Raw genomic sequence first — 24,723 nt, 5'->3', positions numbered from 1 at the left:
CAAGGAGGCAGTCTAGCGGCCGTGCACACTTGATATGGAAAGGGTATCAGCCATCAGATGAAGCAATACCGCCGGGGGTCACGTCCCCTACACGCTTTTCCAGTTGGCGCAAACGCCGCGCAATGTCATCGAGTTGCCGAATGCGGGCCGCGCTTTTGCGCCATTCGGCCGCGGGCTGCATTGCCGTGCCGGAGGAGTAGGCACCCGGCTCGGTAATGGAGTGGGTGACCATGGTCATGCCGGTCAGGAACACGTTGTCGCAGATATCGATATGCCCCACCAGGCCAACGCCACCGGCGAGCATGCAATGCTTGCCGATCTTGGTGCTGCCCGAGATCCCCACGCACGCAGCCATGGCCGTGTGGTCACCGACCTGCACGTTGTGGGCAATCTGGATCTGGTTGTCCAGTTTCACGCCGTTGCCAAGAACTGTATCGGCCAATGCACCGCGGTCAATGGCGGTATTGACGCCGATCTCGACGTCATCGCCGATCAATACACCGCCCACTTGCGCGATCTTCTGCCAGACACCCTTCTCATTGGCAAAGCCGAAGCCCTCGCCACCCAGCACGGCCCCGGACTGGATCACCACACGTTTGCCGATGCGCACGTCGTGGTAGAGCGTGACCCGCGGGGCCAGCCAACCGCCCTCGCCGATCTGCGAGCGAGCGCCGATAAAGCAATGGGCGCCCACGGTGACACCGGCCGCAATGTGCGCACCGCTCTCGATCACGGCAAACGGGCCGATGCTCGCCAGCGGATCGACCACAGCGTCCTCGGCCACCACCGCTGTCGGGTGGATACCGGCCTGTGCCACGGGTTTGGGGTCGAACAGATGGGAGACCCGTGCGTACGCCGCGTAAGGGTCGGGCACCACCAGCGCGTCGCCGGCATAGCCTTCGGCATCCGCGGCCTTCAACAGCACCGCAGCCGCGTGGCTATCACCCAGGTACTTGCGATACTGGGGGTTTGCCAGGAAGCTCAACTGAGCTGGGCCGGCCTCTTGCAAAGTGGCCAGCCCAGTGATTTCTTTCTCCGGGTCGCCACGCAGGGTGGCGCCAAGGAACTCGGCCAACTGGCCGAGTTTTTTAGTCGCGATCATGGATTACTTCAGCTGATTCATACGCTCGATAACTTGGCGAGTGATGTCGTACTGAGGTTTGACATCAATCACTGCACCCCGCTCGAAGACCAGGTCAAAGGCACCTTTCTTGATGACTTCTTCCACGGCGCTGTCGAGCTTTGGCTTGAGTTGCTTGAGCATTTCACGGTCGGCAACGGCTTTGGCTTCGTTCAGCTCCTTGGATTGGAACTGGAAGTCGCGGGCCTTTTGCTTGAATTCCAGCTCGAGACGTTCACGCTCGCCCTGGGCCATTTTGTCGCCACCGCTGACCAGGCGATCCTGGATGCCCTTGGCGCTGCTTTCCAGAGTCTTGAGCTTGGTCAACTGCGGGCCGAACTTTTTCTCGGCATCCACGGCGTACTTCTTCGCCGCATCGGACTCCAGCAAGGCCATTTGGTAGTTCAGTACCGCGATTTTCATTTCGGCAAATGCCGGGGTCGCTACCAGGACAGTCGCCAGGAGAACCAATTGAGTCAACTTACGCACGATGCACTCCTACAAAATCCATTGTCGTTATCTAGGGTCAGACTCTTAGAAAGTCTGGCCAAGGGAGAATTGGAACACCTGGGTCTCAGCCTCATCCGGTTCCTTGATCGGCATCGCCAGCGCAAAGCTCAACGGGCCGAGTGCGGTAATCCAGGTCACGCCAATACCGACGGAACTGGCCAGACCATCAAGACCGATGTCGTTGCATTCAACTTTTTTGCCTTTAGTCGTCTTGCCGGTATTGCAGTTGGTGTCGAAGACATTACCCACATCCCAGAAGACCGAGGTCCGCAACGAACGCTGATCCTTGATGAATGGCAGCGGGAACAGAACTTCCACGCCACCTTGAATCAGGACGTTGCCACCGAACGGCAGTGGGTCCTGGTCCGGGTCCTTCTTGTTCGGAGTGCTGCGCGGACCAAGGGTGCTGTCCTTGAAGCCACGTACCGAGTTGAAGCCACCGGCATAGTAGTTCTCATAGAACGGCAAGCCGTCGGTGTCGCCATAGCCGTCACCGTAACCCAGTTCGGTGTGCAGGCGCATGGTGTAGTTATCGCTCAACGGCTGGAACAACTGGCCGCGATAATCAAGCTTGAAGAACGCCAGGTCGCTGCCCGGGGTGGTGGCCTCCAACACTACGCTCTGGGAATGACCACGGGTGGCCAGCACGCCTTTGTTCAGGGTTGACTCGGACCAACCGGCCGAAGCTTTGAAGTTCAGGTAGTTATCACCTTCTTTGGCCACGAAATCATTGATCTCGTCGACGGTGTAGGTGCCCGTGTTGATCTTGTCCTGCTGAGCTGTGAGGCCGAAGGTCAAGCGGGAAGTCTCGCTGATCGGGTAGCCGACGCTGACGCCCGCACCCAGGCTGTCCACGGCGTAACTGGCCAGATCGACATCGAGTTCGTCGTAGTCAGTGGTGCGATAGAAGGCGTTGTAGCCCAGGCTGACGCCGTCGGCAGTCCAGTAGGGGTCCACATAGCCGAAGTTATAGCGGCTCTGGTATTCGCTGCGGGTCAGGCCGACGCTGACCTTGTTACCCGTACCCAGGAAGTTGTTCTGGGTGATCGAGCCGCCGAGGATCAGACCGGCGCTCTGGGCAAAACCCACGCTGGCGGTGATCGAGCCGGAGGCTTGTTCTTCAACGCTGTAGTTGACGTCGACTTGGTCATCCACACCCGGCACGGCCGGTGTCTCGACGTTCACTTCCTTGAAGAAGCCCAGACGCTCCAGACGGGTCTTGGACTGGTCGATCAGGTAGGTCGAAGCCCAGCCACCTTCCATCTGACGCATTTCGCGACGCAGCACTTCGTCTTCGGACTTGGTGTTGCCACGGAAGTTGATGCGGTTGACGTAGGCACGCTTGCCCGGATCGACCACGAAAGTGATATCAACCGTGTGATCTTCGTCGTGGGGCTGCGGCACGCCGTTGACGTTGGCGAAGGTATAGCCTTCGTTACCGAGGCGGCGGGTAATGAGTTCGGAGGTGGTGGTCATCAACTTGCGCGAGAACACCTGGCCCTGTTGCACCAGCAGCAATGCCTTGACCTGCTCTTCAGGGACTTTCAGATCACCGCTGAGCTTGACCTCACGAACGCTGTACTTCTCGCCTTCGTTGACGTTGACGGTGATGTAGACGTGTTTTTTGTCCGGCGTGATCGACACCTGGGTGGAGGCGATATCCATGTTGATATAGCCACGGTCCAAGTAGTAGGAACGCAGCCGTTCCAAGTCACCGGACAGCTTTTCACGAGCGTACTTATCGTCGTTCTTGAAGAAGGACAACCAGTTGGTGGTTTTCAGCTCGAACAGGTCGATCAAGTCGTCGGCCGGGAAAACAGTGTTGCCCACCACGTTGATGTGCTGGATCGCCGCAACCGTACCTTCGTTGATGTTGACCTTGAGGCCGACGCGGTTACGCGGCTGCGGCACCACTTCGGTGTCGACCGTAGCCGAGTAACGACCCTGGGCGACGTATTGGCGCTGCAGCTCGTTACGCACACCTTCGAGGGTGGCACGCTGGAAAATCTCGCCTTCGGCCAGGCCCGACTGCTTGAGGCCTTTCATCAGGTCTTCGGTGGAGATCGCCTTGTTGCCATCGATCTCGATGCTGGCGACAGAAGGACGCTCGACGACCGTGATGACGAGGACATTGCCGTCACGCCCCAGTTGGATGTCTTGAAAGAAACCGGTTTTGAACAGCGCACGAGTGGATTCCACCAGGCGACGATCGTCAGCCTGTTCACCGACGTTCAACGGCAAGGCACCAAAGACGCTACCCGCGGAGACCCGCTGGAGGCCATTGACGCGAATATCGGAGATAGTGAAGGACTCGGCGTGAACTTCGGCGATCATCAATACGGAGAGAACCGCAGTTAGCAGCAGACGTTTCATGAAGTCCTTTCTTATTCCAACTGGCAATAAACAAACTGCCGCAAAATGCGGCAGATTCGCAATTCGGCGAAGCGCTACAGCCGACCCAGATCGTTGACCAGGGCAAGCAACATCACCCCGACCACCAAACTGATACCGATCTGTATCCCCCAACCCTGCACCCGATCCGACAAGGGGCGACCACGCACCCACTCGATCAGATAAAACAACAAATGCCCCCCATCCAGTACAGGGATGGGCAACAAATTGAGAACTCCAAGGCTAATACTCAGATAAGCCAGGAAATTCAGGAAATCAGCAACGCCCGACTGGGCAGAAGCGCCCGCCACTTTAGCAATGGTTATCGGTCCACTCAAGTTTTTTACCGAGAGCTCGCCGAACAACATTTTCTTGAGTGAATCCAGGGTCAGCACACTCATGGTCCAGGTGCGTCGCGCGCCCTCGCCAATGGCCTCCAGCGGGCCGAAACTGACCTCGCGGATCATTTCCGGCGGCCAGTCGATACCTTTGACGCCAGCCCCCAAGTAGCCACTGGCAGCTTTCCCATCACCACGACTGGCCAAGGTAACCGGCACATCGATCCGTGCCCCGTCACGCTCGACTTGCAGAATGATTGCGGTTGCAGGGCGCACGCGTACCCAGTCCACCACCTGCTGCCATTCATTCAGCGCCTGGCCATCGACCGCCAACAGACGATCACCGGTTTTCAGGCCAGCAGCCTGGGCCGGACCTTTGGGGTCCAGTTCCGCCAGCACCGGCGGCAACGCCGGCCGCCACGGACGAATGCCCAGTGAGCGGATCGGATCCGGCTCGTCGGCCCCCTTGAGCCAGCTATCCAGCACCAGCTCACGGGGCGAATCAGCGGAGGCGCCCGGCTCGCGCACCAGCAATTGCAGGGAGCCGCTTTCACCCAGGCGCCGCACCAGTTGCAGATTAACGGCAGCCCAACCGGAAGTCGGCTCGCCATCGATGGCGACGATTTCCTGCCCAGCTCCCAGGCCAGCCTTGGCGGCGATACTGCCCGCCTCTACGGCACCAATGACCGGCCGCACCTGCTCGCTGCCGAGCATCGCCAACACCCAGAAGAACACCAGGGCCAGCATGAAGTTGGCAATCGGCCCGGCGGCCACGATGGCGATACGCTGGCGGACGGTCTTGCGATTGAAGGATTGATCCAGCTGTTCGGCCGGCACCTCGCCTTCGCGCTCATCGAGCATCTTGACGTAGCCACCCAACGGGATGGCGGCGATCACGAATTCCGTGCCATGGCGGTCGTGCCAGCGCACCAGCGGCATGCCGAAACCCACGGAAAAACGCAGAACCTTCACGCCACAGCGACGCGCGACCCAGAAGTGACCGAATTCATGGAAAGTGACCAGCACGCCCAGCGCAACCAGGGTGCCGACAATCATATAGAGCGCGCTCATTTACCTTCTCCGCATTCCTGACCCGCCCAGACTCGCAGCCTCATGCTACCGCCCGTGGCGCTTGAGCCACTGCCCGGTCAACTCGCGCGCCCGGGCATCCGCCGAGAACACCGCGTCGAGCTCATCGACCGCCACCACAGGCTCACGATTCAAAACTTCCTCGATGATACTCGCGATCTCCGGGTAACGGATGCGCCCCTCGAGAAACGCTGCCACTGCCACTTCGTTGGCCGCATTCAGGGTCGCCGGCGCACTCGCGCCCGCCTCTGCTGCTTGACGCGCCAGGCGCAGGCAAGGAAAACGCTGCTCATCCGGGGCCTGGAAGTCCAGGCGCGCGATAGCGAACAGGTCCAGCGGCGCCACGCCGGAGTCAATGCGCTGCGGCCACGACAAGGCATTGGCGATGGGCGTGCGCATGTCCGGGTTACCCAACTGCGCCAGCACCGAACCGTCTATGTAGTCCACCAGCGAATGGATCACGCTTTGAGGATGAATGACTACTTCGACCTGGGCCGGCTTTGCATCAAACAGCCAGCAGGCCTCGATCAACTCCAGGCCCTTGTTCATCATGCTGGCCGAATCCACCGAGATCTTGCGGCCCATGGACCAGTTCGGATGGGCACAGGCCTGTTCCGGCGAAACGTGCTCAAGCTCCGACAGGGGCGTGTGTAGGAACGGGCCGCCGGAGGCGGTCAACAGAATCCGCCGCACGCCGACCTGCCCCAGGCCCCTGGCAAAATCGCCGGGCATGCACTGAAAAATCGCGTTGTGCTCACTATCCACCGGCAACAGCAACGAACCACTCTTGCGCACGGCTTGCATAAACAGGGCGCCGGACATCACTAGCGCTTCTTTATTGGCCAGCAAGATTTTCTTGCCGGCATGCACGGCCGCCAGGGTCGGGCGTAAGCCTGCCGCACCAACGATCGCAGCCATCACGGCATCGACCTCAGGATCGGCCGCAACTTGGCACAAGCCCTCTTCGCCCACCAGCACTTCAGTACGCAAGCCCGCGGCTCGTAACTCATCCTGCAAGTCCCGGGCGATGGCTGCCTGCGGCACCACCGCGAAACGCGGCGTATGGCGCACGCACAGTGCGAACAACTCCTTGAGGCGGCTGAAACCGCTCAAGGCAAACACCTGATAACGATCCGGGTGGCGGGCAATCACATCCAGCGTGCTCAGACCGATGGAGCCAGTCGCCCCGAGCACGGTGACCTGCTGGACCCGACTCACGAAGCCGCCATCCACAGCAGCACGGCGAATACCGGAACAGCTGCGGTCAGGCTATCGATACGATCCAACACACCGCCATGGCCCGGCAGTAGGTTGCTGCTGTCCTTGATCCCGGCCTGGCGCTTGAACATGCTTTCGGTCAGGTCGCCCACCACGGAAATCAGCACCACCACCGCCGCGCCGATCAGGCCGGACAGCATCTGGGCAACGCCCCATTCGCGAACGACGCCAACCGCCAGCGTAATCAGCAGGCTCAGCAGCAAACCGCCATAGACCCCTTCCCAGCTCTTGCCCGGGCTGACCTGTGGCGCGAGCTTGCGCTTGCCGAAGGCCCGACCGGAAAAATAGGCACCGATATCCGCCCCCCAGACCAGCACCATCACAGCCATGATGAGCCAGTTACCCAGCGGGTACTGCTTAATCAGAACCAGGCCTTGCCAGGCTGGCAGCAGGATCAGCAGGCCGATCAAGAGCTTGCAGGCTGCGCTGGACCACAGCGGCGCAGTGCGCGGGTAAGTCAGCACCAGGAACGTCGCCACCACCCACCACAACACCGCGGCGCCGAGCACCCAAGGCGCCAGCCCCGGAAAGGTGTGCATAAGGAACAACGCCGCAGCGACCAGCACCGCGAAGGCAACGCGCTGGGGCTGGGCAGCAAAGCCGGCCAGCCGCGCCCACTCCCAGGCCCCCAGGGTCACCACCAGAGCGATGAACAAGGCGAAACCCGCCCCTTCGAGCAGGAAAAACCCGCACAAGGCGATCGGCAGCAGGATCAGTGCAGTAATGATTCGTTGTTTAAGCATTAAACCCGGGCTCCAGCTTCGACCTGCTCGCTCGTTTTACCGAAACGGCGCTGGCGGGAAGCGAAATCGGCCAGCGCGGTACGCATGGCATCGTGTTTGAAGTCCGGCCAGAACAGGTCGGAGAAATACAACTCGGCGTAAGCCAACTGCCACAGCAAGAAGTTGCTGATGCGGTGTTCGCCGCCGGTACGGATGCACAAGTCCGGCAATGGCAGGTCGCCGGTGGCCAGACAGGTTTGCAGCAACTCGGGCGTGATGTCCTCAGGTTGCAAGTGCCCGGCCTGGACTTCCCGCGCCAAACGCTGGGCAGCCTGGGCGATATCCCACTGCCCACCGTAATTGGCCGCGATTTGCAGCACAAAACGGTTGCTGCCGGCAGTCAGCGCCTCGGCCTCACGCATCGCCGCCTGCAATTGCGGATTGAAACGCGAGCGGTCACCGATGATGCGCAAACTGATGTTGTTGTCATTCAGGCGCTTAGCCTCGCGGCGCAGTGCCTTGAAGAACAGGTCCATCAAGGCACTGACTTCGTCGGCCGGGCGCTGCCAGTTCTCGCTGGAGAATGCGAACAGCGTCAGCACTTCGACCTTGGCTTCGGCGCACACCTCTATAACGGCGCGCACCGCGTCCACGCCCGCCTTATGCCCGGCAACACCGGGCATGAAGCGTTTCTTGGCCCAACGGTTATTGCCATCCATGATGATCGCGACATGCCGCGGCACAGAGGACAGAACCGCTTGCTTGGTCTTTTCCATGAAAACGCCCAGACCCTTATACGGCCATCAGGTCAGCTTCTTTTTGCTTGGTAGCCGCGTCGATTTCAGCCTCGGCCTTGTCGGTCAGCTTCTGGATATCAGCGGCAGCACGGCGCTCTTCGTCCTCGCTGATTTCCTTGTCCTTAACCAGCTTCTTCAGCTCACCCAACGCATCACGACGGATGTTGCGCACAGCCACACGAGCGTCTTCGGCAGCGCTGCGCGCCTGCTTGGTGAAGCCCTTGCGGGTTTCTTCGGTCAGGGCAGGCATCGAGATCAGCAGCAACTCACCCAGGTTGGTCGGGTTGAGGTTCAGGCCGGCACTCTGGATAGCCTTATCGACCGCAGCGAGCATGTTGCGCTCGAAAGCCACGACCTGCAGGGTGCGCGAGTCTTTCACAGTGACGTTGGCGACGCTGCTCAAAGGGGTGTCGGCGCCGTAATAAGGCACCATCACGCTACCGAGAATGCTGGGGTGTGCCTTACCGGTACGAATCTGGCCGAATGCGTGGCTCAGAGACTCCAGGGATTTCTGCATACGCGCTTGGGCGTCTTTCTTGATGTCGTTAATCATTGCTGGCTTTCCTCGATCAGCGTCCCTTCAGCGCCGCCATGCACGATGTTCAGCAGGGCGCCGGGCTTGTTCATGTTAAATACGCGCAGCGGCATTTTATGGTCGCGGCACAGGCAAATAGCTGTCAGATCCATCACACCCAGCTTGCGATCCAGCACTTCATCATAGGTCAGATGATCGAACTTCTCGGCATGCGGGTCTTTGAATGGGTCAGCAGTGTACACCCCGTCCACCTTGGTGGCCTTGAGCACCACATCGGCGTCGATTTCAATCGCGCGCAGGCAGGCGGCCGAATCCGTGGTGAAGAACGGATTACCCGTACCAGCGGCAAAAATCACCACTTCCTTGGCATTGAGGTGGCGCATGGCTTTGCGGCGGTCGTAATGGTCAGTCACCCCGACCATGGAGATCGCAGACATCACGATGGCGGAGATATTGGCGCGTTCCAGCGCATCGCGCATGGCCAGGGCGTTCATCACAGTGGCCAGCATGCCCATGTGGTCGCCTGTCACGCGATCCATGCCGGCAGCGCTCAATGCCGCGCCGCGGAACAGGTTGCCGCCACCGATCACCAGACCGACCTGGACACCGATGCCGACCAGTTGGCCGACTTCCAGCGCCATGCGATCCAGGACCTTAGGGTCGATCCCGAACTCTTCCGAGCCCATCAGGGCCTCGCCGCTAAGCTTGAGTAGAATGCGTTTATAGCGAGCCTGATAACCACTGCCCTGCTGAGCCATTGCGAATCTCTCCTGCGGCGTATTTTAAAAATTCTTTGCAAGCTGTTTGCAGCCTGCGCTTACTTCTAGCTCGACGCTATCACAGCGCCATCGGAACACGGCTTTGTAAGCCAGTTCCGGGAAGAAACCAAATAAATTGGCAACCCCATTTGAAAAGAGGCTGCGCGCGTGAGCGGGCAGCCTCCTTTGGGCGACAGTTGGAAACCGTCTTATTGCTTGCTGGCAGCAACCTGCGCGGCAACTTCAGCAGCGAAGTCGTCCACAGGCTTCTCGATGCCGTCGCCTACTTTGAAGTAGGTGAAGGAAACGATTTCAGCGCCGGCTTTCTTGGCCAGGTCGCCGACCTTGATTTCAGGGTTCTTGACGAACGCCTGCTCAACCAAGCTGGCTTCAGCCAGGAACTTGCTGATGCGGCCTTTAATCATGTTTTCAACGATGTTTTCCGGCTTGCCGGCGATTTTGTCAGCGTTGAGGGACAGGAATACGCCCTTCTCACGCTCGATCGCTTCAGCGGAAACTTCCGACGGCAGCAGGAACTCAGGGTTGGTCGCCGCTACGTGCATAGCAATGTCCTTGGCCAGTTCAACGTCGCCGCCCTTCAGAGCCACCGCAACACCGATCTTGTTACCGTGCAGGTAACCACCGACCACGTCACCTTCAACCCGTGCCAGGCGACGGATGTTGACGTTTTCGCCAACCTTGCCGACCAGAACCAGGCGATCGGCTTCTTGAGCTTCGATCAGCGGAGCGACGTCAGTCAGTTTGTCGGCGAACGCCTTTTCAACGCTTGCAGCAACAAATGCCTTGAAGTCGTCCTGCAGAGCCAGGAAGTCGGTCTGCGAGTTCACTTCCAGCAGAACGGCGGTTTTACCGTCTTCTTTCAGAGCGATAGCGCCTTCAGCAGCGACGTTGCCTGCTTTCTTGGCAGCCTTGATGGCGCCGGAAGCACGCATGTCATCAATGGCTTTTTCGATGTCGCCGCCGGCCTTGGTCAAGGCCTTTTTGCAATCCATCATGCCTTCGCCGGTACGCTCACGCAGTTCTTTAACCAACGCTGCAGTAATCTCTGCCATTTTCAAAATCCTCTTGGATAGGTTTTCAACCATTCCACCCGATCAAACGGGCGATCAATTCTTCCCGAATCTCCGTTGTAGGCCGCCGCACATTACAGCCGTTGCAGCTAGGTTGCCGACAAATGGTTTTCGAGGTGGCAAAAAGGGGGCCAAGCCCCCTTTTTGCTTACTGAGTCAACGCCAGGGCGTCGATTACTCAGCTGCGGCTACTGGAGCTTCTTCAACGAACTGCTCGGTACCGCCAGCGACGTGGTTGCGGCCACGGATAACAGCGTCAGCCATCGCGCCCATGTACAACTGGATGGCGCGGATTGCGTCATCGTTGCCTGGGATGATGTAGTCAACGCCTTCCGGGCTGCTGTTGGTATCGACAACGCCGATAACCGGGATACCCAGCTTGTTGGCTTCGGTGATCGCGATGCGCTCGTGGTCAACGTCGATCACGAACAGTGCGTCAGGCAGACCGCCCATGTCCTTGATACCACCCAGGCTGCGGTCCAGTTTTTCCAGGTCGCGAGAGCGCATCAGCGCTTCTTTCTTGGTCAGCTTGGCGAAAGTACCGTCTTCGGCCTGAACTTCAAGGTCACGCAGACGCTTGATGGAAGCACGAATGGTCTTGAAGTTGGTCAGCATGCCGCCCAACCAGCGGTGATCGACGTACGGCGAGCCGCAACGTGCTGCTTCTTCAGCAACGATCTTGCCAGCGGAACGCTTAGTGCCGACGAACAGAATCTTGTTTTTGCCCTGGGCCAGGCGCTCTACGAAAGTCAGAGCTTCGTTGAACATTGGCAGGGTTTTTTCAAGGTTGATGATGTGGATCTTGTTACGCGCGCCGAAAATGTATTTACCCATTTTCGGATTCCAGTAACGGGTTTGGTGACCGAAGTGGACACCGGCTTTGAGCATATCGCGCATGTTGACTTGGGACATGATAGTTCCTTGATAAGTCGGGTTTGGCCTCCACGTATCCCAATGACCAACCAGCAGCATAAAGCTGAAGGCACCCAGGTCATCGTGTCGACACGTGTGTGGATTTAAGCTTCGCGGGGCATCCCCGGAAAGCGGCGCATTTTATACCACAGACAAGTCAAAAACGAAACCTGGAATAGCATCGCCATCGCCACGTTCTTGGCCTCTGCGGGAATCGCCCAGAAATGCGCCCTCGCGCCTATATAGAAGGCGCAATGCACAGACCCTCATGATTTGCGCCGATCGTCTGTTAGAATCGCGTTTTTCCGGGCCGCGGGCAGGCTTGCCGTCAAAGCCGCCGCGCGCGCCCACATTCCTTCAAGTTGCGCCTTCGAGCGCTAGAGAGCCCGTATGACCGTCACCCTCAAGACTCCAGAGGACATCGCAAAAATGCGTGTCGCCGGCAAACTGGCCGCCGACGTGCTGGAAATGATCGCCGAACACGTCAAGCCCGGCGTCACCACCGAAGAGCTGGACCGCCTCTGCCACGACTACATCGTCAACGTCCAGGGCGCCATCCCGGCGCCGCTGAACTACAAGGGCTACCCCAAGTCGATCTGCACCTCGATCAACCACGTGGTCTGCCACGGCATCCCGAACGAGAAACCGCTCAAGGATGGCGACACCCTGAACATCGACGTAACCGTCATCAAAGATGGCTATCACGGCGACACCAGCCGCATGTTCCACGTCGGCACCGTGCCGGTCTGGGCCGAGCGCCTGTCCCAAATCACCCAGGAATGCATGTACAAAGCCATCGAACTGGTCAAGCCTGGCTGCCGCCTCGGCGACATCGGCGAAGTCATCCAGAAGCACGCGGAAAAGAACGGCTTCTCGGTGGTGCGCGAGTTCTGCGGCCACGGTATCGGCAAGGTGTTCCACGAAGAGCCGCAGATCCTGCACTACGGCCGCGCCGGCACCGGCATGGAGCTCAAGGAAGGCATGACCTTCACCATCGAACCGATGATTAACCAGGGCCGCGCCGACACCAAGGTGCTGGGCGATGGCTGGACCGCCATCACCAAGGACCGCAAGCTCTCGGCCCAGTGGGAACACACCCTGGCGGTGACCGCCACCGGCTACGAGATATTCACCCTGCGCAGCGATGACACCATCCCTCGCGTTTCGGCCTGATCCGCCCCGCGCCCAGCGCCTATAAAGGAAAGCAATCGATGCCGCAGGTGGACCCAGAACTCTTCGACCGCGGCCAGTTCCAGGCCGAACTGGCCCTCAAGGCCAGCCCGATTGCCGCTTTCAAGAAGGCCATTCGCCAGGCCCGCGAAGTGCTCGACGAGCGCTTTCGCGCCGGGCGCGATATCCGCCGCTTGATCGAGGATCGCGCCTGGTTCGTCGACAACATCCTGCAAAAGGCCTGGGAGCAGTTCACCTGGAGCGAGGACGCCGACATTGCCCTGGTGGCGGTCGGCGGCTACGGGCGCGGTGAGTTGCACCCCTACTCCGACATCGACCTGCTGATCCTGCTCGACAACGCCGACCATGAGATTTTTCGCGACTCCATCGAGCGTTTTCTCACCCTGCTGTGGGACATCGGCCTGGAAGTCGGGCAAAGCGTACGTTCGGTGGACGAATGCGCCCAGGAGGCCCGCGCCGACCTGACGATCATCACCAACCTGATGGAAAGCCGCACCATCGCCGGCCCCGAGCGCCTGCGCCAACGCATGCTGGAAGTCACCAGCACCGCGCACATGTGGCCGAGCAAGGAATTCTTCCTGGCCAAGCGCGCCGAGCAAAAGGCCCGGCACCACAAGTACAACGACACCGAATACAACCTGGAACCCAACGTCAAAGGCTCCCCCGGTGGCCTGCGGGATATCCAGACCCTGCTCTGGGTGGCGCGCCGCCAGTACGGCACCCTGAATCTGCGGGCCCTGGCCGGCGAAGGCTTCCTGGTGGAGAGCGAAAACGCCCTGCTGGCGTCGTCTCAGGAGTTCCTCTGGAAAGTGCGCTATGCCCTGCACATGCTGGCCGGGCGCGCCGAAGATCGCCTGCTGTTCGACCACCAGCGCTCTATCGCCAGCCTGCTGGGCTTTACCGGCGATGACGCCAAACAAGCCATCGAAAGCTTCATGCAGCAGTACTACCGAGTGGTCATGAGCATCGCCCAGCTCAGCGACCTGATAATCCAGCACTTCGAGGAAATCATCCTCGCCCCGGCCGACGAGGCGCCGCCCCAGCCCCTCAACTCGCGCTTCCAACTGCACGACGGCTATATCGAAGTCAGCCACGTCAACGTGTTCAAACGCACACCGTTCGCCATGCTGGAAATCTTCCTGCTCATGGCCCAGCACCCGGAAATCAAGGGCGTGCGCGCCGACACCGTGCGCCTGTTACGCGAACATCGCCACCTGATCGACGACGATTTCCGCAACGATATCCGCAACACCAGCCTGTTCATTGAACTGTTCAAGTGCGAGATCGGCATCCACCGCAACCTGCGCCGGATGAACCGCTACGGCATTCTCGGGCGCTATCTGCCGGAGTTCGGCTTTATCGTCGGGCAGATGCAGCACGACCTGTTCCACATCTACACGGTCGATGCCCACACCCTGAACCTGATAAAGCACCTGCGTAAGCTGCAATACACCCAGGTGTCAGAGAAATTTCCGCTGGCCAGTAAGCTCATGGGCCGCTTGCCCAAGCCTGAGCTGATCTACCTCGCCGGCCTGTACCACGACATCGGCAAGGGCCGCCACGGCGACCACTCGGAAATCGGCGCCGTCGATGCCGAGGCGTTTTGCCAGCGTCACCAATTACCGCTGTGGGACAGCCGCTTAATTGTCTGGTTGGTGCAAAACCACTTGGTGATGTCCACCACGGCCCAGCGCAAGGACTTGTCCGACCCGCAAGTGATCCACGACTTTGCCCTGGCGGTAGGCGACGAAACACGCCTGGACTACCTCTACGTGCTCACCGTGGCCGACATCAACGCCACCAACCCCACGCTGTGGAACTCCTGGCGTGCCAGCCTGCTGCGCCAGCTCTACACCGAGACCAAGCGCGCCCTGCGCCGCGGCCTGGAAAACCCGGTAGACCGCGAAGAGCAGATCCGCCAGACCCAGAGCGCGGCCCTAGACATCCTCGTGCGCGGCGGCAACGACCCCGACGACGTGGAGCAGCTCTGGTCGCAACTGGGCGACGACTACTTCCTGCGCCACACTGCCGGCGACGTCGCCTGGCACACCGATGCCATCTTGCAACAGCCCGCCGACGGCGGCCCGCTGGTGCTGATTAAGGAAACCACCCAGCGCGAGTTCGAGGGCGGCACGCAGATTTTCATCTACGCTCCCGACCAGCACGACTTCTTCGCCGTAACCGTGGCCGCAATGGACCAGCTCAACCTGAACATCCACGACGCCCGGGTCATCACCTCCAGCAGCCAGTTCACCCTCGACACCTACATCGTGCTCGACACCGACGGCGACTCGATCGGCGACAACCCGGAGCGGGTCAAGCAGATCCGCGACGGCCTGACCGAAGCCCTGCGCAACCCGGACGACTACCCAACCATCATCCAGCGCCGCGTACCGCGCCAGCTCAAGCACTTCGCCTTCGCCCCGCAAGTGACCATCCACAATGACGCCCAACGCCCGGTGACCGTGCTGGAACTCAGCGCCCCCGACCGCCCGGGCCTGCTGGCGCGCATCGGCGGGATCTTCCTGGAGTTCGACCTGTCGTTGCAAAACGCCAAGATCGCCACCCTGGGCGAGCGCGTGGAAGACGTCTTTTTCATCACCGATGCCCACAACCAGCCGCTGTCCGACCCAGAGCTGTGCCAACGCTTGCAGGACGCCATCGTCGAGCAGTTGAGCGTCAACCAGGAGCCCAGCGCGCAAGGTTTCAAGCTAACGATCTGAGCCCACTCACACCCCTGTAGCACAACGGCGCCGGCCCACCGCCCTTGCGGCCGCGCCTGCCTCCACACTGAATGCACGAGCCTGTGACCATGAACAACGCCCTGAACCAGTTGCAGCCCTACCCCTTCGAGAAACTGCGAGCCCTGCTGGGCAGCGTGACGCCAAACCCGGACAAACGCCCGATTGCCCTGTCCATTGGCGAACCCAAGCACAAGTCCCCCGCGTTCGTGGCCCAGGCGCTGGCCGACAACCTCGACCAAATGGCGGTCTACCCCAGCACCCTGGGCCTGCCAGCACTGCGCGAAGCCATCGCGACGTGGTGCGAACGACGCTTCGGCGTGCCCCAGGGCTGGCTCGACCCGGCACGGCACATCTTGCCGGTAAACGGCACCCGTGAAGCCCTGTTCGCCTTCACCCAGACCGTGGTCAACCGCAGCGACGACGCCCTAGTGGTCAGCCCCAACCCGTTCTACCAAATCTACGAAGGCGCGGCGTTCCTCGCCGGGGCCAAGCCGCTGTACCTGCCGTGCCTGGCCGACCACGGCTTCAACCCCGACTTCGATACCGTGCCGGCCGACGTCTGGGAACGCTGCCAGATCCTGTTTCTGTGCTCACCGGGCAACCCCACCGGCGCGCTGATCCCGCTCGACACCCTGAAAAACCTCATCGCCCTGGCCGATAAGCACAACTTTGTGATCGCCGCCGACGAGTGCTACAGCGAACTGTATTTCGACGAACAGACCCCGCCACCGGGCCTGCTCAGCGCCTGCGTGGCACTGGGCCGCCAGGACTTCAAACGCTGCGTGGTGTTCCATAGCCTGTCCAAGCGCTCCAACCTGCCCGGCCTGCGTTCAGGTTTCGTGGCCGGCGACGCCGAAATCCTCAAGGCGTTCCTGCTGTACCGCACCTACCATGGCTGCGCGATGCCGATCCAAACCCAACTTGCCAGCATTGCGGCGTGGAACGACGAAGAACACGTCGCCGCCAACCGTGCCCTGTACCGCGAAAAATTCGACGCGGTACTCGACATCCTCAGCCCGGTGCTGGACGTGCAGCGCCCCGATGGCGGTTTCTACCTGTGGCCCAACGTACAGGGCGACGACGCCGCGTTCTGCCGCGATCTGTTCGTCGAAGAGCACGTCACCGTCGTGCCGGGCTCGTACCTGTCACGCGAAGTCGATGGCCACAACCCCGGCGCCGGTCGCGTGCGCCTGGCACTGGTCGCCCCCCTGGCCGAGTGCATAGAAGCGGCCACCCGCATGCGCGACTTCATTATCCGCAAGCGCTAACTTACAGCGCCCCACCCTGTGCAACGCAGGGTGGGGCCACCATCAAAAGCCAAACAAAAATATCAAGTTACAGCAGCACCACCCCGCGAACTTTACAACCTTCACTATCAAACTAACCTTCTATAAACAAAACAACTTACGCCTCTACGGAAAGAGGCCACCATGCAATAAAACAAGGAAGTTATTCTATGCCCACCCACCACTTCTGCAAGATAACCTGCCCACACAATGAACAGCACGCTTATAGCTGTGCGATTAACGAAAACCCGCTTAACGCACTCTGCCAACCCACTAACAGCCGTTCAAAACGCGCCGTTGGCTTCTATAGCAAGTTCTGGAGCCCTGGCCGGACTATCACCATCACCTTCACGCAGGCTTTGCCTGAAGCGATCAAGGCCCGAGTTGAGCAGGTCATCCGGATGTGGGAGCCCTATGTCAACTTGAAGTTCGAGTTTGAAGACGGTGACCATGGCGATATTCGTATTGCACTGAACGCCAAGTTCAACGAATCAGTGATGGGTACCGACGCATTGTCCGTCCCCTCCTATGAGCCAACGCTGAGCATCGCAACCCCGCATACCAGCGAGGATTTCAACCCCACGCTCTTGCATGAGTTCGGCCACGCTCTAGGGTTGAGCCACGAACACCAACATCCCAGCGCCAACATTCCCTGGGACAAGGAAAAAGCCTTTCGTTATTTCCAAGAAACCCAAGGATGGACTCTCGAGGAAATCACCTACAACTTGTTCGATATCGATAATAGCCCCGATATTTATCGTGGCTCTTACGACCCCCACTCCATCATGCATTATGAAATACTCAACGATCTAACCATCGGCGATTGGACAGTTGGCTATAACACAGAACTCAGCGAACAGGACAAAATCAGTATCAGTAATATCTACCCACCTGCCTAAACTTTTAACCCACCTAAAAACCAGGCACTTCAGGGCAGGCATCAAAAACCATCATCCTTTGACCCCGCCCTGATTCATAAAAGCCTATAGAACTACAATTTTCCGACCAAACACCTCGTTACAACAACGACACTTCACAACTGCACCGTTGAAACTAACCTAACTCTTGCCCCTTCCTACACACACCATGAACAACCGAGAGACACCCCCATGAATACAGACGATCTTCGCAAAGTTCCCACGCCCTCCGTACAGCAGGCGGACAATACCAATAGCACTGAAAATTCATCTCCTGCAGAATCCGCCGAAGACTCTAACAAAGCGAAACGCTCAACGGGTTTTATTAGTAAGTTCTGGCCTAATCGCAGTACGATCACCGTCAGTTTCATGGAAGATCTTTCCGACGAATTGAAATACCGAGTAGAACGAGTCATTCGGCGCTGGGAACCTCACATGAGTCTGGCCATGGAGTTCGTGGAAGGCAGACAGGCAAATATCCGCATTTCCCTCAATGGCATGCAGAATCGCTCAGAATTAGGTAATAACGCACTGTATATACCCGCTGACATTCCAACCCTGACGCTGGCGACCCCGTCCGACCACCCCTCGTTCGAGCCCGACCTCCTGCATGAGTTCGGCCATGCGCTAGGTTTGAACCATGAACATCAGCATCCTGACGCCAACATCCCCTGGGACATGGATAGAACCTATCGTTACTTCAAAGAGAGATTCGGTTGGGATGAGAACGACGTCAACAGCCAAATTTTCGAAGTTCATTACGACGCAGATGTATTTCGCGGCAGTTATGACAAAAAATCCATCATGCACTATCAAGTGCCTAATGAAATCACTCTTGGCGACTGGGAAGTAGGGGTCAATACCACTATTAGCGAGCAAGATAAAATTAACTTGCGCAAGATCTATCCATCCAACTAATTACGCACATTCCCCTGAATCAAAATTCAGCGCACGCCCCGGCCAATCAATCGGCAGCATCGTGCGCTGATAGATCAAAGGCTATGGTTTTCACTTCACCTGGCCCAAATTCGCCTCACTCATGTCGAGCTCTCCCAGTACTTCACGCAATACGTCGTCGCCTATCTGGTGATGCCGGCTCAGGCTGTACAACTCCAGGCGCTGGGCCCGCAAAGCTTTCAAGCGCAGGCGCCGTTCCAACAGATCCATCTGCGAGGCCAGGGCCTGGGCTTCGGCGGAATCGTTGAACACCTCCAATTGATGGCGGTACTCGGACATGATCCGCGCCTTAAGCTCCGCGGCCAGGGCCGCTTGCGCCGCGTCCTGGGGGTTGATGGCCTCGGCCAACTCCTCCACTTCCAAGGCATGGATCGCCGCCTCGGCGGTCTTGCGCCAGGCGTCACGAATTTCACTGCGACGCTTGTCGTCCGGGCTGGCCTCGATGCCGCGTAGCAGCAAGGGCAAGGCGATGCAGGCCGCAATCAACGACAACAGGATCACCCCGGCGGCGATAAAGATCAGCAAGTCGCGCTCAGGGAAATCCTTGCCCGGGCCGATCAGCAGCGGCACCGACATCACGCCCGCCAGCGTCACCGCCCCGCGCACCCCACCCACCGTCAGCAACCAGCACGAGCGCGCCGTCGGCACCTGGGTCAATTCGCCCTTGCCGCGCCAGCGCCGCAGCAGGCCGGACAAACGCCAGATGCTTTGCACCCAGACAAAGCGCAACAACAGCAGGGCGAGGAAAATCGCCACCACGTCCAAGCAGCGATAGAGCAGCGTCGGCCACAGCGAACTCTCGTGGCTGACCACCGCCTTGATGATGTCCGGCAGTTGCAGGCCCAGCAGCAGGAAGATCAGGCCATTGAAGGCGAACTCCAACAGCGACCACACACTGCGGTTGAGCAGCCGCGTGCTGGTCTGGCGCGGCAGCAAATCGAGCCAGCTCTGCATCATCCCCGCCGCCACCGCCGAGAGGATGCCCGAGGCGCCAAGGCGTTCGGCCAGCACATAGGCGGCGAACGGCAGCAACAACATGAACACCACGTGGGTCGCCGGGTCGTCCCAGCCGCGGGCGATCATCCACGCCCGCAACCGCCCCACCAGCCAGCTCAGGGCCACGCCAATGGCCAGGCCGCCCAGCGCCACCAAGACAAACGTCAGGCTGGCGTTGGCTAGGGAAAATACCCCGGTCACGGCCGCCACCAGGGCGAACTTGAAGGTCACCAGGCCCGAAGCGTCGTTCATCAGCGCCTCGCCCTGAAGCATGTGCATCAGGGGCGTGGGCAAACGGTTCTGGGAAATCGCCGAAACCGCGACGGCATCGGTGGGCGACAGCACCGCCGCCAGGGCAAACGCCACCGCCAGCGGGATGCTGGGCAACAGCCAATGAATGAAGTAACCAGCGCCCACCACCGTGAACAGCACCAACCCCACCGCCAGGGTCAGGATCGGCCCGCGCAACTTCCACAATTCGCGCTTGGGCATGCGCCAGCCATCGGAAAACAACAGCGGTGGCAGGAATAAAAACAGGAACAGTTCCGGGTCCAAGGCCACATGCAGGCCCAGGGTCGGCCACGCCAGCAAGGCCCCGGCGCCGATCTGCACCAGCGGCAGCGGCAGGGGAATCACCCGCCCGACCAAACGGGAAACGCTCACCAGCATCAGCAGAATGAGGACGGTATAAGCGGTTTGCATAAAGCGTGATTCCCAGCGATGGCATTTATCAGGCAACAGATGGCCATTTAAGTGCCATATTAGCCACTTAAGCTAGCGCCCACCGTTGCACCAAAGTCGCACCGCCGCCCGCGCGGGCGCACAAAACCCGATTGACGCCGACTCATGGCATAATCCGTGCCCTTTCGTACCCGGCACCTGTTAAGGGAGGCAATTTCTTGACCGCTTCAAGCAAAACGTTGCACCTTTTCGGCATCAAAGCCTGCGACACCATGAAAAAGGCGCGCACCTGGCTCGATGAACACGCTGTCAGCTATGACTTTCACGACTATAAAACCGCCGGCATCGACCGCGCGCACTTGACCCAATGGTGTGACGAGCACGGCTGGCAAGTGGTGTTGAACCGCGCCGGCACGACCTTTCGCAAACTCGACGACGAACGCAAAGCCGATCTCGACCAGACGAAAGCCATCGAACTGATGCTCGCCCAACCCTCGATGATTAAGCGCCCGGTGCTTGATCTGGGTGACCGAACCCTGATTGGCTTCAAGCCAGAAATCTACGCGGCAGCCCTCACGTAAGCCTGCCCATTCTTTTTTGTAGAGGTAACCGCATGTCCAATTCTTCGTTCAGCCTGGCCTTCGGTGTCGGCACCCAGAACCGTCAAGGTGCATGGCTGGAAGTGTTCTACGCCCAACCCCTGCTCAACCCATCGGCTGATTTGATCGCCGCCATCGCGCCGATCCTGGGTTACAGCGAAGGCAACCAGGCTATCGCCTTCAGCACCGCGCAAGCGGCGCAACTGGCCGAAGCGGTCAAGCCGTTCGACGCCACCCAAGCCGCCCTGCTGACGCGCCTGGCCGAAAGCCACAAGCCGCTGGTGGCCACCGTCCTGGCGCAAGACAGCCAACTGAGCTCCACCCCCGAGGCCTACCTCAAGCTGCACCTGCTGTCCCATCGCCTGGTCAAGCCCCACGGCCTGAACCTGGCCGGGATCTTCCCGCTGCTGCCGAACGTGGCCTGGACCAGCCAGGGCGCCATCGACCTGGGCGAGCTGGCCGAGCGCCAGCTCGAAGCACGCCTGCGCGGCGACTTGCTGGAAGTGTTCTCGGTGGACAAGTTCCCGAAAATGACCGACTACGTGGTTCCGGCCGGCGTGCGCATCGCTGACGCCGCGCGCCTGCGCCTGGGCGCTTACGTGGGCGAAGGCACCACCGTCATGCACGAAGGTTTCGTCAACTTCAACGCCGGCACCGAAGGCCCGGGCATGATCGAAGGCCGCGTCTCGGCAGGCGTGTTCGTCGGCAAGGGTTCGGACCTGGGCGGCGGTTGCTCGACCATGGGCACCCTGTCCGGTGGCGGCAACATCGTCATCAAGGTCGGCGAAGGCTGCCTGATCGGCGCCAACGCCGGCATCGGCATCCCCTTGGGCGACCGCAACACCGTGGAGTCGGGCCTGTACATCACCGCGGGCACCAAGGTGGCGCTGCTGGACGAGAACAACCAACTGGTCAAAGTGGTCAAGGCCCGCGAACTGGCCGGCCAGACCGACCTGCTGTTCCGCCGCAATTCGCAGACCGGCGCCGTGGAATGCAAAACCCACAAATCGGCCATCGAACTGAACGAAGCGCTGCACGCTCACAACTAAGCAGCCACTCGATGCCCCTGGAACGGGTCGCCCTCGGGCGGCCCGTTCGCCCATACGAGCCCCCGACACCATGCTTGTGCCCTCGCCCTGGCGCGCCGACTTCCCGGCCATCGCCGCCCTGCAACGCCAGGCCCAGATCTACCTGGACAACGCCGCCACCACGCAAAAGCCCCAGGCCCTGCTCGATGCCCTGCACCATTACTACGCCAATGGCGCAGCCAATGTGCACCGTGCCCAGCACCTGCCCGGCGCCCACGCGACCCAGGCCTTTGAAGACAGCCGCCACAAAGTGGCGCAATGGCTCAACAGTGGCGATAGCGGGCACATCGTCTTCACCCACGGCGCCACCAGCGCGCTGAACCTCCTGGCCTATGGCCTGGAGCCTCTTTTCAACCCGGGCGATGAAATCGTCATTAGCGCCCTGGAACACCACGCCAACCTACTGCCCTGGCAGCAACTGGCCCAGCGCCGGGGGCTGAAACTGGTGGTCGTGCCGGTGGACGCCGAGGGCCTGATCGACCTCGCCGCCGCCGCACGCCTTATCGGCCCGCGTACCCGCGTGCTGGCCGTCAGCCAGTTGTCCAACGTCCTCGGCACCTGGCAGCCGTTGGCGCCGCTCCTGGCCCTGGCCAAGGCCCAAGGCGCCTTGACCGTGGTCGATGGCGCCCAGGGCGTGGTCCATGGCCGCCATGACGTGCAGGCCCTGGGCTGCGACTTCTACGTGTTTTCCAGCCACAAGCTGTACGGCCCCGATGGCGTGGGCGTGCTCTTTGGCCGCCACGATGCACTGGCGCAACTGCGCCACTGGCAATTTGGCGGCGAGATGGTGCAAGACGCCGACTATCAACACGCCACCTTCCGCCCCGCGCCCCTGGGTTTGGAGGCCGGCACGCCGCCGATTGCCGCCGTGATCGGCCTGGGCGCCACCCTCGATTACCTCCGCGCCCTCGGCCAGGACGCCGTGGCCGCCCACGAAGCCGCGCTGCACGACTACCTGCTGCGTGGCTTGCAGGCGCGCAACGGCATTCGCCTGCTGGGCCGCCCCCACGTGGCGCTGGCCAGTTTTGTCGTCGAAGGCATACACAACGCCGACCTCGCCCACTTGCTCACCGAACAAGGCATCGCCGTGCGCGCCGGCCATCACTGCGCCATGCCTCTGCTCAAGGGCATGGGGCTGGCCGGGGCGATCCGCGTCTCCCTGGCGCTGTACAACGACTCCGACGACTTGGAGCGCTTTTTCGAGGCGCTGGATCAGGCCCTGGAGCTGTTGCGATGAGCCTGCCCGGCGAGGCCGAACACGCCTTGCAAGCCTTCGCGGCCGCGGGCGCCTGGGAGCAACGCGCGCGCCTGCTGATGCAATGGGGTGAGCGCTTGCCGGCCTTGAGCGATGAGGAAAAAACCGAAGCCAACCGAGTGCAGGGCTGCGAAAGCCTGATGTGGCTGGTGGGCGAGTTGCAGGACGGCCACTGGCAGTTTCGTGCCAGCAGCGAGGCGCGGTTGATCCGTGGGTTGGTGGCGTTGCTGCTGGCGCGGGTCAATGGCTTGTCGGCAGCAGACCTGCAAACCGTCGATTTGCCGGGTTGGTTTGCCCAACTGGGCCTGTCGCGCCAGTTATCGCCGTCGCGCAGCAACGGCTTGAATGCGGTATTGCAGCGCATGCGCCAACTCAGCCAAGCACAGGGCTGACATGGGCACGGGCTTGCCAGCGATGGCGGGCCTTCAATCGCGGCCGTATTGCCTGGCAGATTGCTATCGCAGGCAAGCCCGCGCCTACAGGTAGCGCGATACTCAGGGCGCCTTCACCCGCTCCGAAGGCCGGCGCACACCAGCCACGATCTTATCCACCGCTTTGGTCGCCGCGACCATGCCGAACGTCGCCGTGACCATCATCACCGCGCCAAAACCACCGGCGCAGTCCAGTTTCACGCCGTCGCCCACGAAGCTCTTTTGCAGGCAAATGCTGCCGTCGGGTTTGGGGTAGCGCAGCTGTTCGGTGGAGAACACGCAAGGCACGCTGTAATGGCGCGTCACTGTGCGCGAGAAGCCGTAGTCGCGGCGCAGGGTGGAGCGCACTTTTGAGGCCAGCGGGTCGTTGAAGGTGCGGTTCAGGTCGCAGACCTGGATCAGCGTCGGGTCGATCTGCCCGCCCGCGCCGCCGGTGGTGATGATCTGGATCTTGCGCCGCTTGCACCAGGCAATCAGCGCGGCCTTGGCGTTGACGCTGTCAATGCAGTCGATCACGCAGTCGATATCCGGGGTGATGTACTCGGCCATGGTCTCGCGGGTGACGAAGTCGGCCACCGCGTGCACCGTACAGTGCGGGTTGATGCCGCGCAGGCGCTCGGCCATCACCTCGACCTTGGCCTTGCCCACGGTGCTGTCCAGGGCGTGCAACTGGCGGTTGCTGTTGCTCACGCAGACGTCGTCGAGGTCGAACAGGGAAATCTCCCCCACCCCTGAACGGGCCATGGCTTCCGCCGCCCAGGAACCGACCCCGCCCACCCCGACGATGGCCACATGGGCCGCCCGCAACCGCGCCAGGCCTTCGATGCCATACAAACGGGCGATACCGGCAAACCGTGGATCTTCTGTGCTCATTGACCATTACCCCAAAAACCGGCGCGCATTATAGGGCCAGCCGCCGCCAAGTTCTAAGGCTGATTGCCGCCCGGCCCAACAGGGGGAGCGAGCCTGCTCGCGATGACGGCATTCCCACCACCGCTGAGTTTTCGCCGCCAGACGTAAGCACTTTCCCCTTCAAA

The 24,723-nt window shown here is 60.6% G+C and carries 22 protein-coding genes; 9 read left to right on the top strand and 13 right to left on the bottom strand.

The genetic code is table 11. The features are described 5' to 3' along the window. Window positions 1-46 precede the first annotated feature (46 nt). From lpxD to rpsB, 11 genes are all read right to left on the bottom strand, one after another. Window positions 47-1,102 carry a UDP-3-O-(3-hydroxymyristoyl)glucosamine N-acyltransferase gene (gene lpxD / locus CKW13_RS01905; RefSeq protein ID WP_095106416.1) on the bottom strand — a complete coding sequence of 352 codons (1,056 nt, stop codon included), beginning with the start codon at window positions 1,100-1,102 and terminating at the stop codon, window positions 47-49. Window positions 1,103-1,105: 3 nt separating this feature from the next. Continuing rightward, window positions 1,106-1,609, bottom strand: coding sequence for an OmpH family outer membrane protein (locus CKW13_RS01900; RefSeq protein ID WP_019692093.1), 504 nt, complete (start codon window positions 1,607-1,609; stop codon window positions 1,106-1,108). Window positions 1,610-1,654: 45 nt separating this feature from the next. Beyond that, window positions 1,655-4,003 carry an outer membrane protein assembly factor BamA gene (gene bamA / locus CKW13_RS01895; RefSeq protein ID WP_095106414.1) on the bottom strand — a complete coding sequence of 783 codons (2,349 nt, stop codon included), beginning with the start codon at window positions 4,001-4,003 and terminating at the stop codon, window positions 1,655-1,657. A gap of 74 nt (window positions 4,004-4,077) precedes the next feature. Next, the gene (gene rseP / locus CKW13_RS01890) at window positions 4,078-5,430 is read right to left on the bottom strand and encodes a sigma E protease regulator RseP (protein WP_095106412.1); all 1,353 of its coding nucleotides are present in this window, start codon (window positions 5,428-5,430) and stop codon (window positions 4,078-4,080) included. A 45-nt stretch (window positions 5,431-5,475) separates the two neighbouring features. Continuing rightward, the gene (gene ispC / locus CKW13_RS01885) at window positions 5,476-6,666 is read right to left on the bottom strand and encodes a 1-deoxy-D-xylulose-5-phosphate reductoisomerase (RefSeq protein ID WP_095106410.1); all 1,191 of its coding nucleotides are present in this window, start codon (window positions 6,664-6,666) and stop codon (window positions 5,476-5,478) included. Beyond that, window positions 6,663-7,469 (bottom strand): phosphatidate cytidylyltransferase, encoded by an 807-nt coding sequence (locus tag CKW13_RS01880; RefSeq protein ID WP_095106408.1) that lies wholly within the window; start codon window positions 7,467-7,469, stop codon window positions 6,663-6,665. The genes ispC and CKW13_RS01880 overlap by 4 nt, the downstream gene beginning before the upstream one ends. Continuing rightward, window positions 7,469-8,224 (bottom strand): polyprenyl diphosphate synthase, encoded by a 756-nt coding sequence (gene uppS, locus CKW13_RS01875; protein WP_095106406.1) that lies wholly within the window; start codon window positions 8,222-8,224, stop codon window positions 7,469-7,471. Before uppS ends, CKW13_RS01880 begins: the two co-directional genes overlap by 1 nt. Before the next feature lie 16 nt (window positions 8,225-8,240). Further along, on the bottom strand, window positions 8,241-8,798 hold the full coding sequence (gene frr / locus CKW13_RS01870) for a ribosome recycling factor (protein WP_095106404.1): 558 nt from the start codon (window positions 8,796-8,798) through the stop codon (window positions 8,241-8,243). Then, the gene (gene pyrH / locus CKW13_RS01865; protein ID WP_095106401.1) at window positions 8,795-9,538 is read right to left on the bottom strand and encodes a UMP kinase; all 744 of its coding nucleotides are present in this window, start codon (window positions 9,536-9,538) and stop codon (window positions 8,795-8,797) included. The genes frr and pyrH overlap by 4 nt, the downstream gene beginning before the upstream one ends. Window positions 9,539-9,747: 209 nt before the next feature. Next, window positions 9,748-10,611 (bottom strand): translation elongation factor Ts, encoded by an 864-nt coding sequence (gene tsf, locus CKW13_RS01860; RefSeq protein ID WP_095106399.1) that lies wholly within the window; start codon window positions 10,609-10,611, stop codon window positions 9,748-9,750. A 192-nt stretch (window positions 10,612-10,803) separates the two neighbouring features. Then, a complete protein-coding gene (rpsB, locus tag CKW13_RS01855) occupies window positions 10,804-11,541 on the bottom strand; it encodes a 30S ribosomal protein S2 (protein ID WP_095106396.1) in 738 nt (245 codons plus the stop codon). A 390-nt stretch (window positions 11,542-11,931) separates the two neighbouring features. Between rpsB and map the strand changes: the two genes are divergently transcribed. The 5 genes from map to CKW13_RS24115 all read left to right on the top strand — a co-directional run bounded on the left by map (window position 11,932) and on the right by CKW13_RS24115 (window position 18,597). Further along, window positions 11,932-12,714: a type I methionyl aminopeptidase gene (map, locus tag CKW13_RS01850; RefSeq protein WP_095106392.1), complete on the top strand. Its 783-nt coding sequence runs from the start codon at window positions 11,932-11,934 to the stop codon at window positions 12,712-12,714. Window positions 12,715-12,752: 38 nt separating this feature from the next. Then, window positions 12,753-15,455 carry a [protein-PII] uridylyltransferase gene (locus CKW13_RS01845; RefSeq protein ID WP_095106387.1) on the top strand — a complete coding sequence of 901 codons (2,703 nt, stop codon included), beginning with the start codon at window positions 12,753-12,755 and terminating at the stop codon, window positions 15,453-15,455. A gap of 89 nt (window positions 15,456-15,544) precedes the next feature. Continuing rightward, window positions 15,545-16,744 (top strand): succinyldiaminopimelate transaminase, encoded by a 1,200-nt coding sequence (dapC, locus tag CKW13_RS01840; RefSeq protein ID WP_095106383.1) that lies wholly within the window; start codon window positions 15,545-15,547, stop codon window positions 16,742-16,744. A gap of 188 nt (window positions 16,745-16,932) precedes the next feature. After that, complete coding sequence (locus CKW13_RS01835; protein ID WP_095106382.1) at window positions 16,933-17,661, top strand: M12 family metallopeptidase; 729 nt, start codon at window positions 16,933-16,935, stop codon at window positions 17,659-17,661. A gap of 210 nt (window positions 17,662-17,871) precedes the next feature. Continuing rightward, window positions 17,872-18,597: a peptidase M12 gene (locus CKW13_RS24115; protein WP_141233937.1), complete on the top strand. Its 726-nt coding sequence runs from the start codon at window positions 17,872-17,874 to the stop codon at window positions 18,595-18,597. Window positions 18,598-18,687: 90 nt separating this feature from the next. On the opposite strand, the gene CKW13_RS01825 is transcribed toward CKW13_RS24115, so the two are convergent. After that, window positions 18,688-20,334 (bottom strand): Na+/H+ antiporter, encoded by a 1,647-nt coding sequence (locus CKW13_RS01825; RefSeq protein ID WP_095106379.1) that lies wholly within the window; start codon window positions 20,332-20,334, stop codon window positions 18,688-18,690. Between the two features lie 251 nt (window positions 20,335-20,585). Between CKW13_RS01825 and CKW13_RS01820 the strand changes: the two genes are divergently transcribed. The 4 genes from CKW13_RS01820 (at window position 20,586) to CKW13_RS01805 (ending at window position 23,647) form a co-directional block, all read left to right on the top strand. Further along, the gene (locus CKW13_RS01820) at window positions 20,586-20,894 is read left to right on the top strand and encodes an arsenate reductase (RefSeq protein WP_256576499.1); all 309 of its coding nucleotides are present in this window, start codon (window positions 20,586-20,588) and stop codon (window positions 20,892-20,894) included. A gap of 32 nt (window positions 20,895-20,926) precedes the next feature. Further along, on the top strand, window positions 20,927-21,961 hold the full coding sequence (dapD, locus tag CKW13_RS01815) for a 2,3,4,5-tetrahydropyridine-2,6-dicarboxylate N-succinyltransferase (protein ID WP_095106370.1): 1,035 nt from the start codon (window positions 20,927-20,929) through the stop codon (window positions 21,959-21,961). 70 nt (window positions 21,962-22,031) lie between these two features. Then, window positions 22,032-23,237, top strand: a complete 1,206-nt coding sequence (locus CKW13_RS01810) for an aminotransferase class V-fold PLP-dependent enzyme (RefSeq protein ID WP_095106368.1) — start codon at window positions 22,032-22,034, stop codon at window positions 23,235-23,237. Continuing rightward, window positions 23,234-23,647 (top strand): SufE family protein, encoded by a 414-nt coding sequence (locus tag CKW13_RS01805; RefSeq protein ID WP_095106366.1) that lies wholly within the window; start codon window positions 23,234-23,236, stop codon window positions 23,645-23,647. Before CKW13_RS01810 ends, CKW13_RS01805 begins: the two co-directional genes overlap by 4 nt. Before the next feature lie 102 nt (window positions 23,648-23,749). Here the strand turns inward: CKW13_RS01805 and tcdA are convergent, their stop codons facing one another. After that, window positions 23,750-24,559, bottom strand: a complete 810-nt coding sequence (gene tcdA, locus CKW13_RS01800; RefSeq protein WP_095106364.1) for a tRNA cyclic N6-threonylcarbamoyladenosine(37) synthase TcdA — start codon at window positions 24,557-24,559, stop codon at window positions 23,750-23,752. Between the last annotated feature and the right edge of the window lie 164 nt (window positions 24,560-24,723).

This window comes from Pseudomonas sp. Irchel 3E20 (assembly GCF_900187645.1).
Lineage (GTDB): Bacteria > Pseudomonadota > Gammaproteobacteria > Pseudomonadales > Pseudomonadaceae > Aquipseudomonas.
The sequence above is the reverse complement of the archived record's forward strand: the minus strand, read 5'-3'. Positions and strand labels throughout refer to the sequence as shown.

What these genes read in the sequence shown, in the direction of transcription:
- CKW13_RS01845 (WP_095106387.1), top strand. Translation starts at nt 12,753, where the DNA reads ATGCCGCAGGTGGACCCAGAACTCTTCGACCGCGGCCAGTTCCAGGCC.
- rseP (WP_095106412.1), bottom strand. Translation starts at nt 5,430, where the DNA reads ATGAGCGCGCTCTATATGATTGTCGGCACCCTGGTTGCGCTGGGCGTG.
- tsf (WP_095106399.1), bottom strand. Translation starts at nt 10,611, where the DNA reads ATGGCAGAGATTACTGCAGCGTTGGTTAAAGAACTGCGTGAGCGTACC.
- rpsB (WP_095106396.1), bottom strand. Translation starts at nt 11,541, where the DNA reads ATGTCCCAAGTCAACATGCGCGATATGCTCAAAGCCGGTGTCCACTTC.
- CKW13_RS24115 (WP_141233937.1), top strand. Translation starts at nt 17,872, where the DNA reads ATGAATACAGACGATCTTCGCAAAGTTCCCACGCCCTCCGTACAGCAG.
- lpxD (WP_095106416.1), bottom strand. Translation starts at nt 1,102, where the DNA reads ATGATCGCGACTAAAAAACTCGGCCAGTTGGCCGAGTTCCTTGGCGCC.
- CKW13_RS01805 (WP_095106366.1), top strand. Translation starts at nt 23,234, where the DNA reads ATGAGCCTGCCCGGCGAGGCCGAACACGCCTTGCAAGCCTTCGCGGCC.
- dapD (WP_095106370.1), top strand. Translation starts at nt 20,927, where the DNA reads ATGTCCAATTCTTCGTTCAGCCTGGCCTTCGGTGTCGGCACCCAGAAC.
- CKW13_RS01825 (WP_095106379.1), bottom strand. Translation starts at nt 20,334, where the DNA reads ATGCAAACCGCTTATACCGTCCTCATTCTGCTGATGCTGGTGAGCGTT.
- CKW13_RS01835 (WP_095106382.1), top strand. Translation starts at nt 16,933, where the DNA reads ATGCCCACCCACCACTTCTGCAAGATAACCTGCCCACACAATGAACAG.
- bamA (WP_095106414.1), bottom strand. Translation starts at nt 4,003, where the DNA reads ATGAAACGTCTGCTGCTAACTGCGGTTCTCTCCGTATTGATGATCGCC.
- CKW13_RS01820 (WP_256576499.1), top strand. Translation starts at nt 20,586, where the DNA reads ATGAAAAAGGCGCGCACCTGGCTCGATGAACACGCTGTCAGCTATGAC.
- dapC (WP_095106383.1), top strand. Translation starts at nt 15,545, where the DNA reads ATGAACAACGCCCTGAACCAGTTGCAGCCCTACCCCTTCGAGAAACTG.
- CKW13_RS01810 (WP_095106368.1), top strand. Translation starts at nt 22,032, where the DNA reads ATGCTTGTGCCCTCGCCCTGGCGCGCCGACTTCCCGGCCATCGCCGCC.
- CKW13_RS01880 (WP_095106408.1), bottom strand. Translation starts at nt 7,469, where the DNA reads ATGCTTAAACAACGAATCATTACTGCACTGATCCTGCTGCCGATCGCC.
- map (WP_095106392.1), top strand. Translation starts at nt 11,932, where the DNA reads ATGACCGTCACCCTCAAGACTCCAGAGGACATCGCAAAAATGCGTGTC.
- tcdA (WP_095106364.1), bottom strand. Translation starts at nt 24,559, where the DNA reads ATGAGCACAGAAGATCCACGGTTTGCCGGTATCGCCCGTTTGTATGGC.
- uppS (WP_095106406.1), bottom strand. Translation starts at nt 8,224, where the DNA reads ATGGAAAAGACCAAGCAAGCGGTTCTGTCCTCTGTGCCGCGGCATGTC.
- pyrH (WP_095106401.1), bottom strand. Translation starts at nt 9,538, where the DNA reads ATGGCTCAGCAGGGCAGTGGTTATCAGGCTCGCTATAAACGCATTCTA.
- frr (WP_095106404.1), bottom strand. Translation starts at nt 8,798, where the DNA reads ATGATTAACGACATCAAGAAAGACGCCCAAGCGCGTATGCAGAAATCC.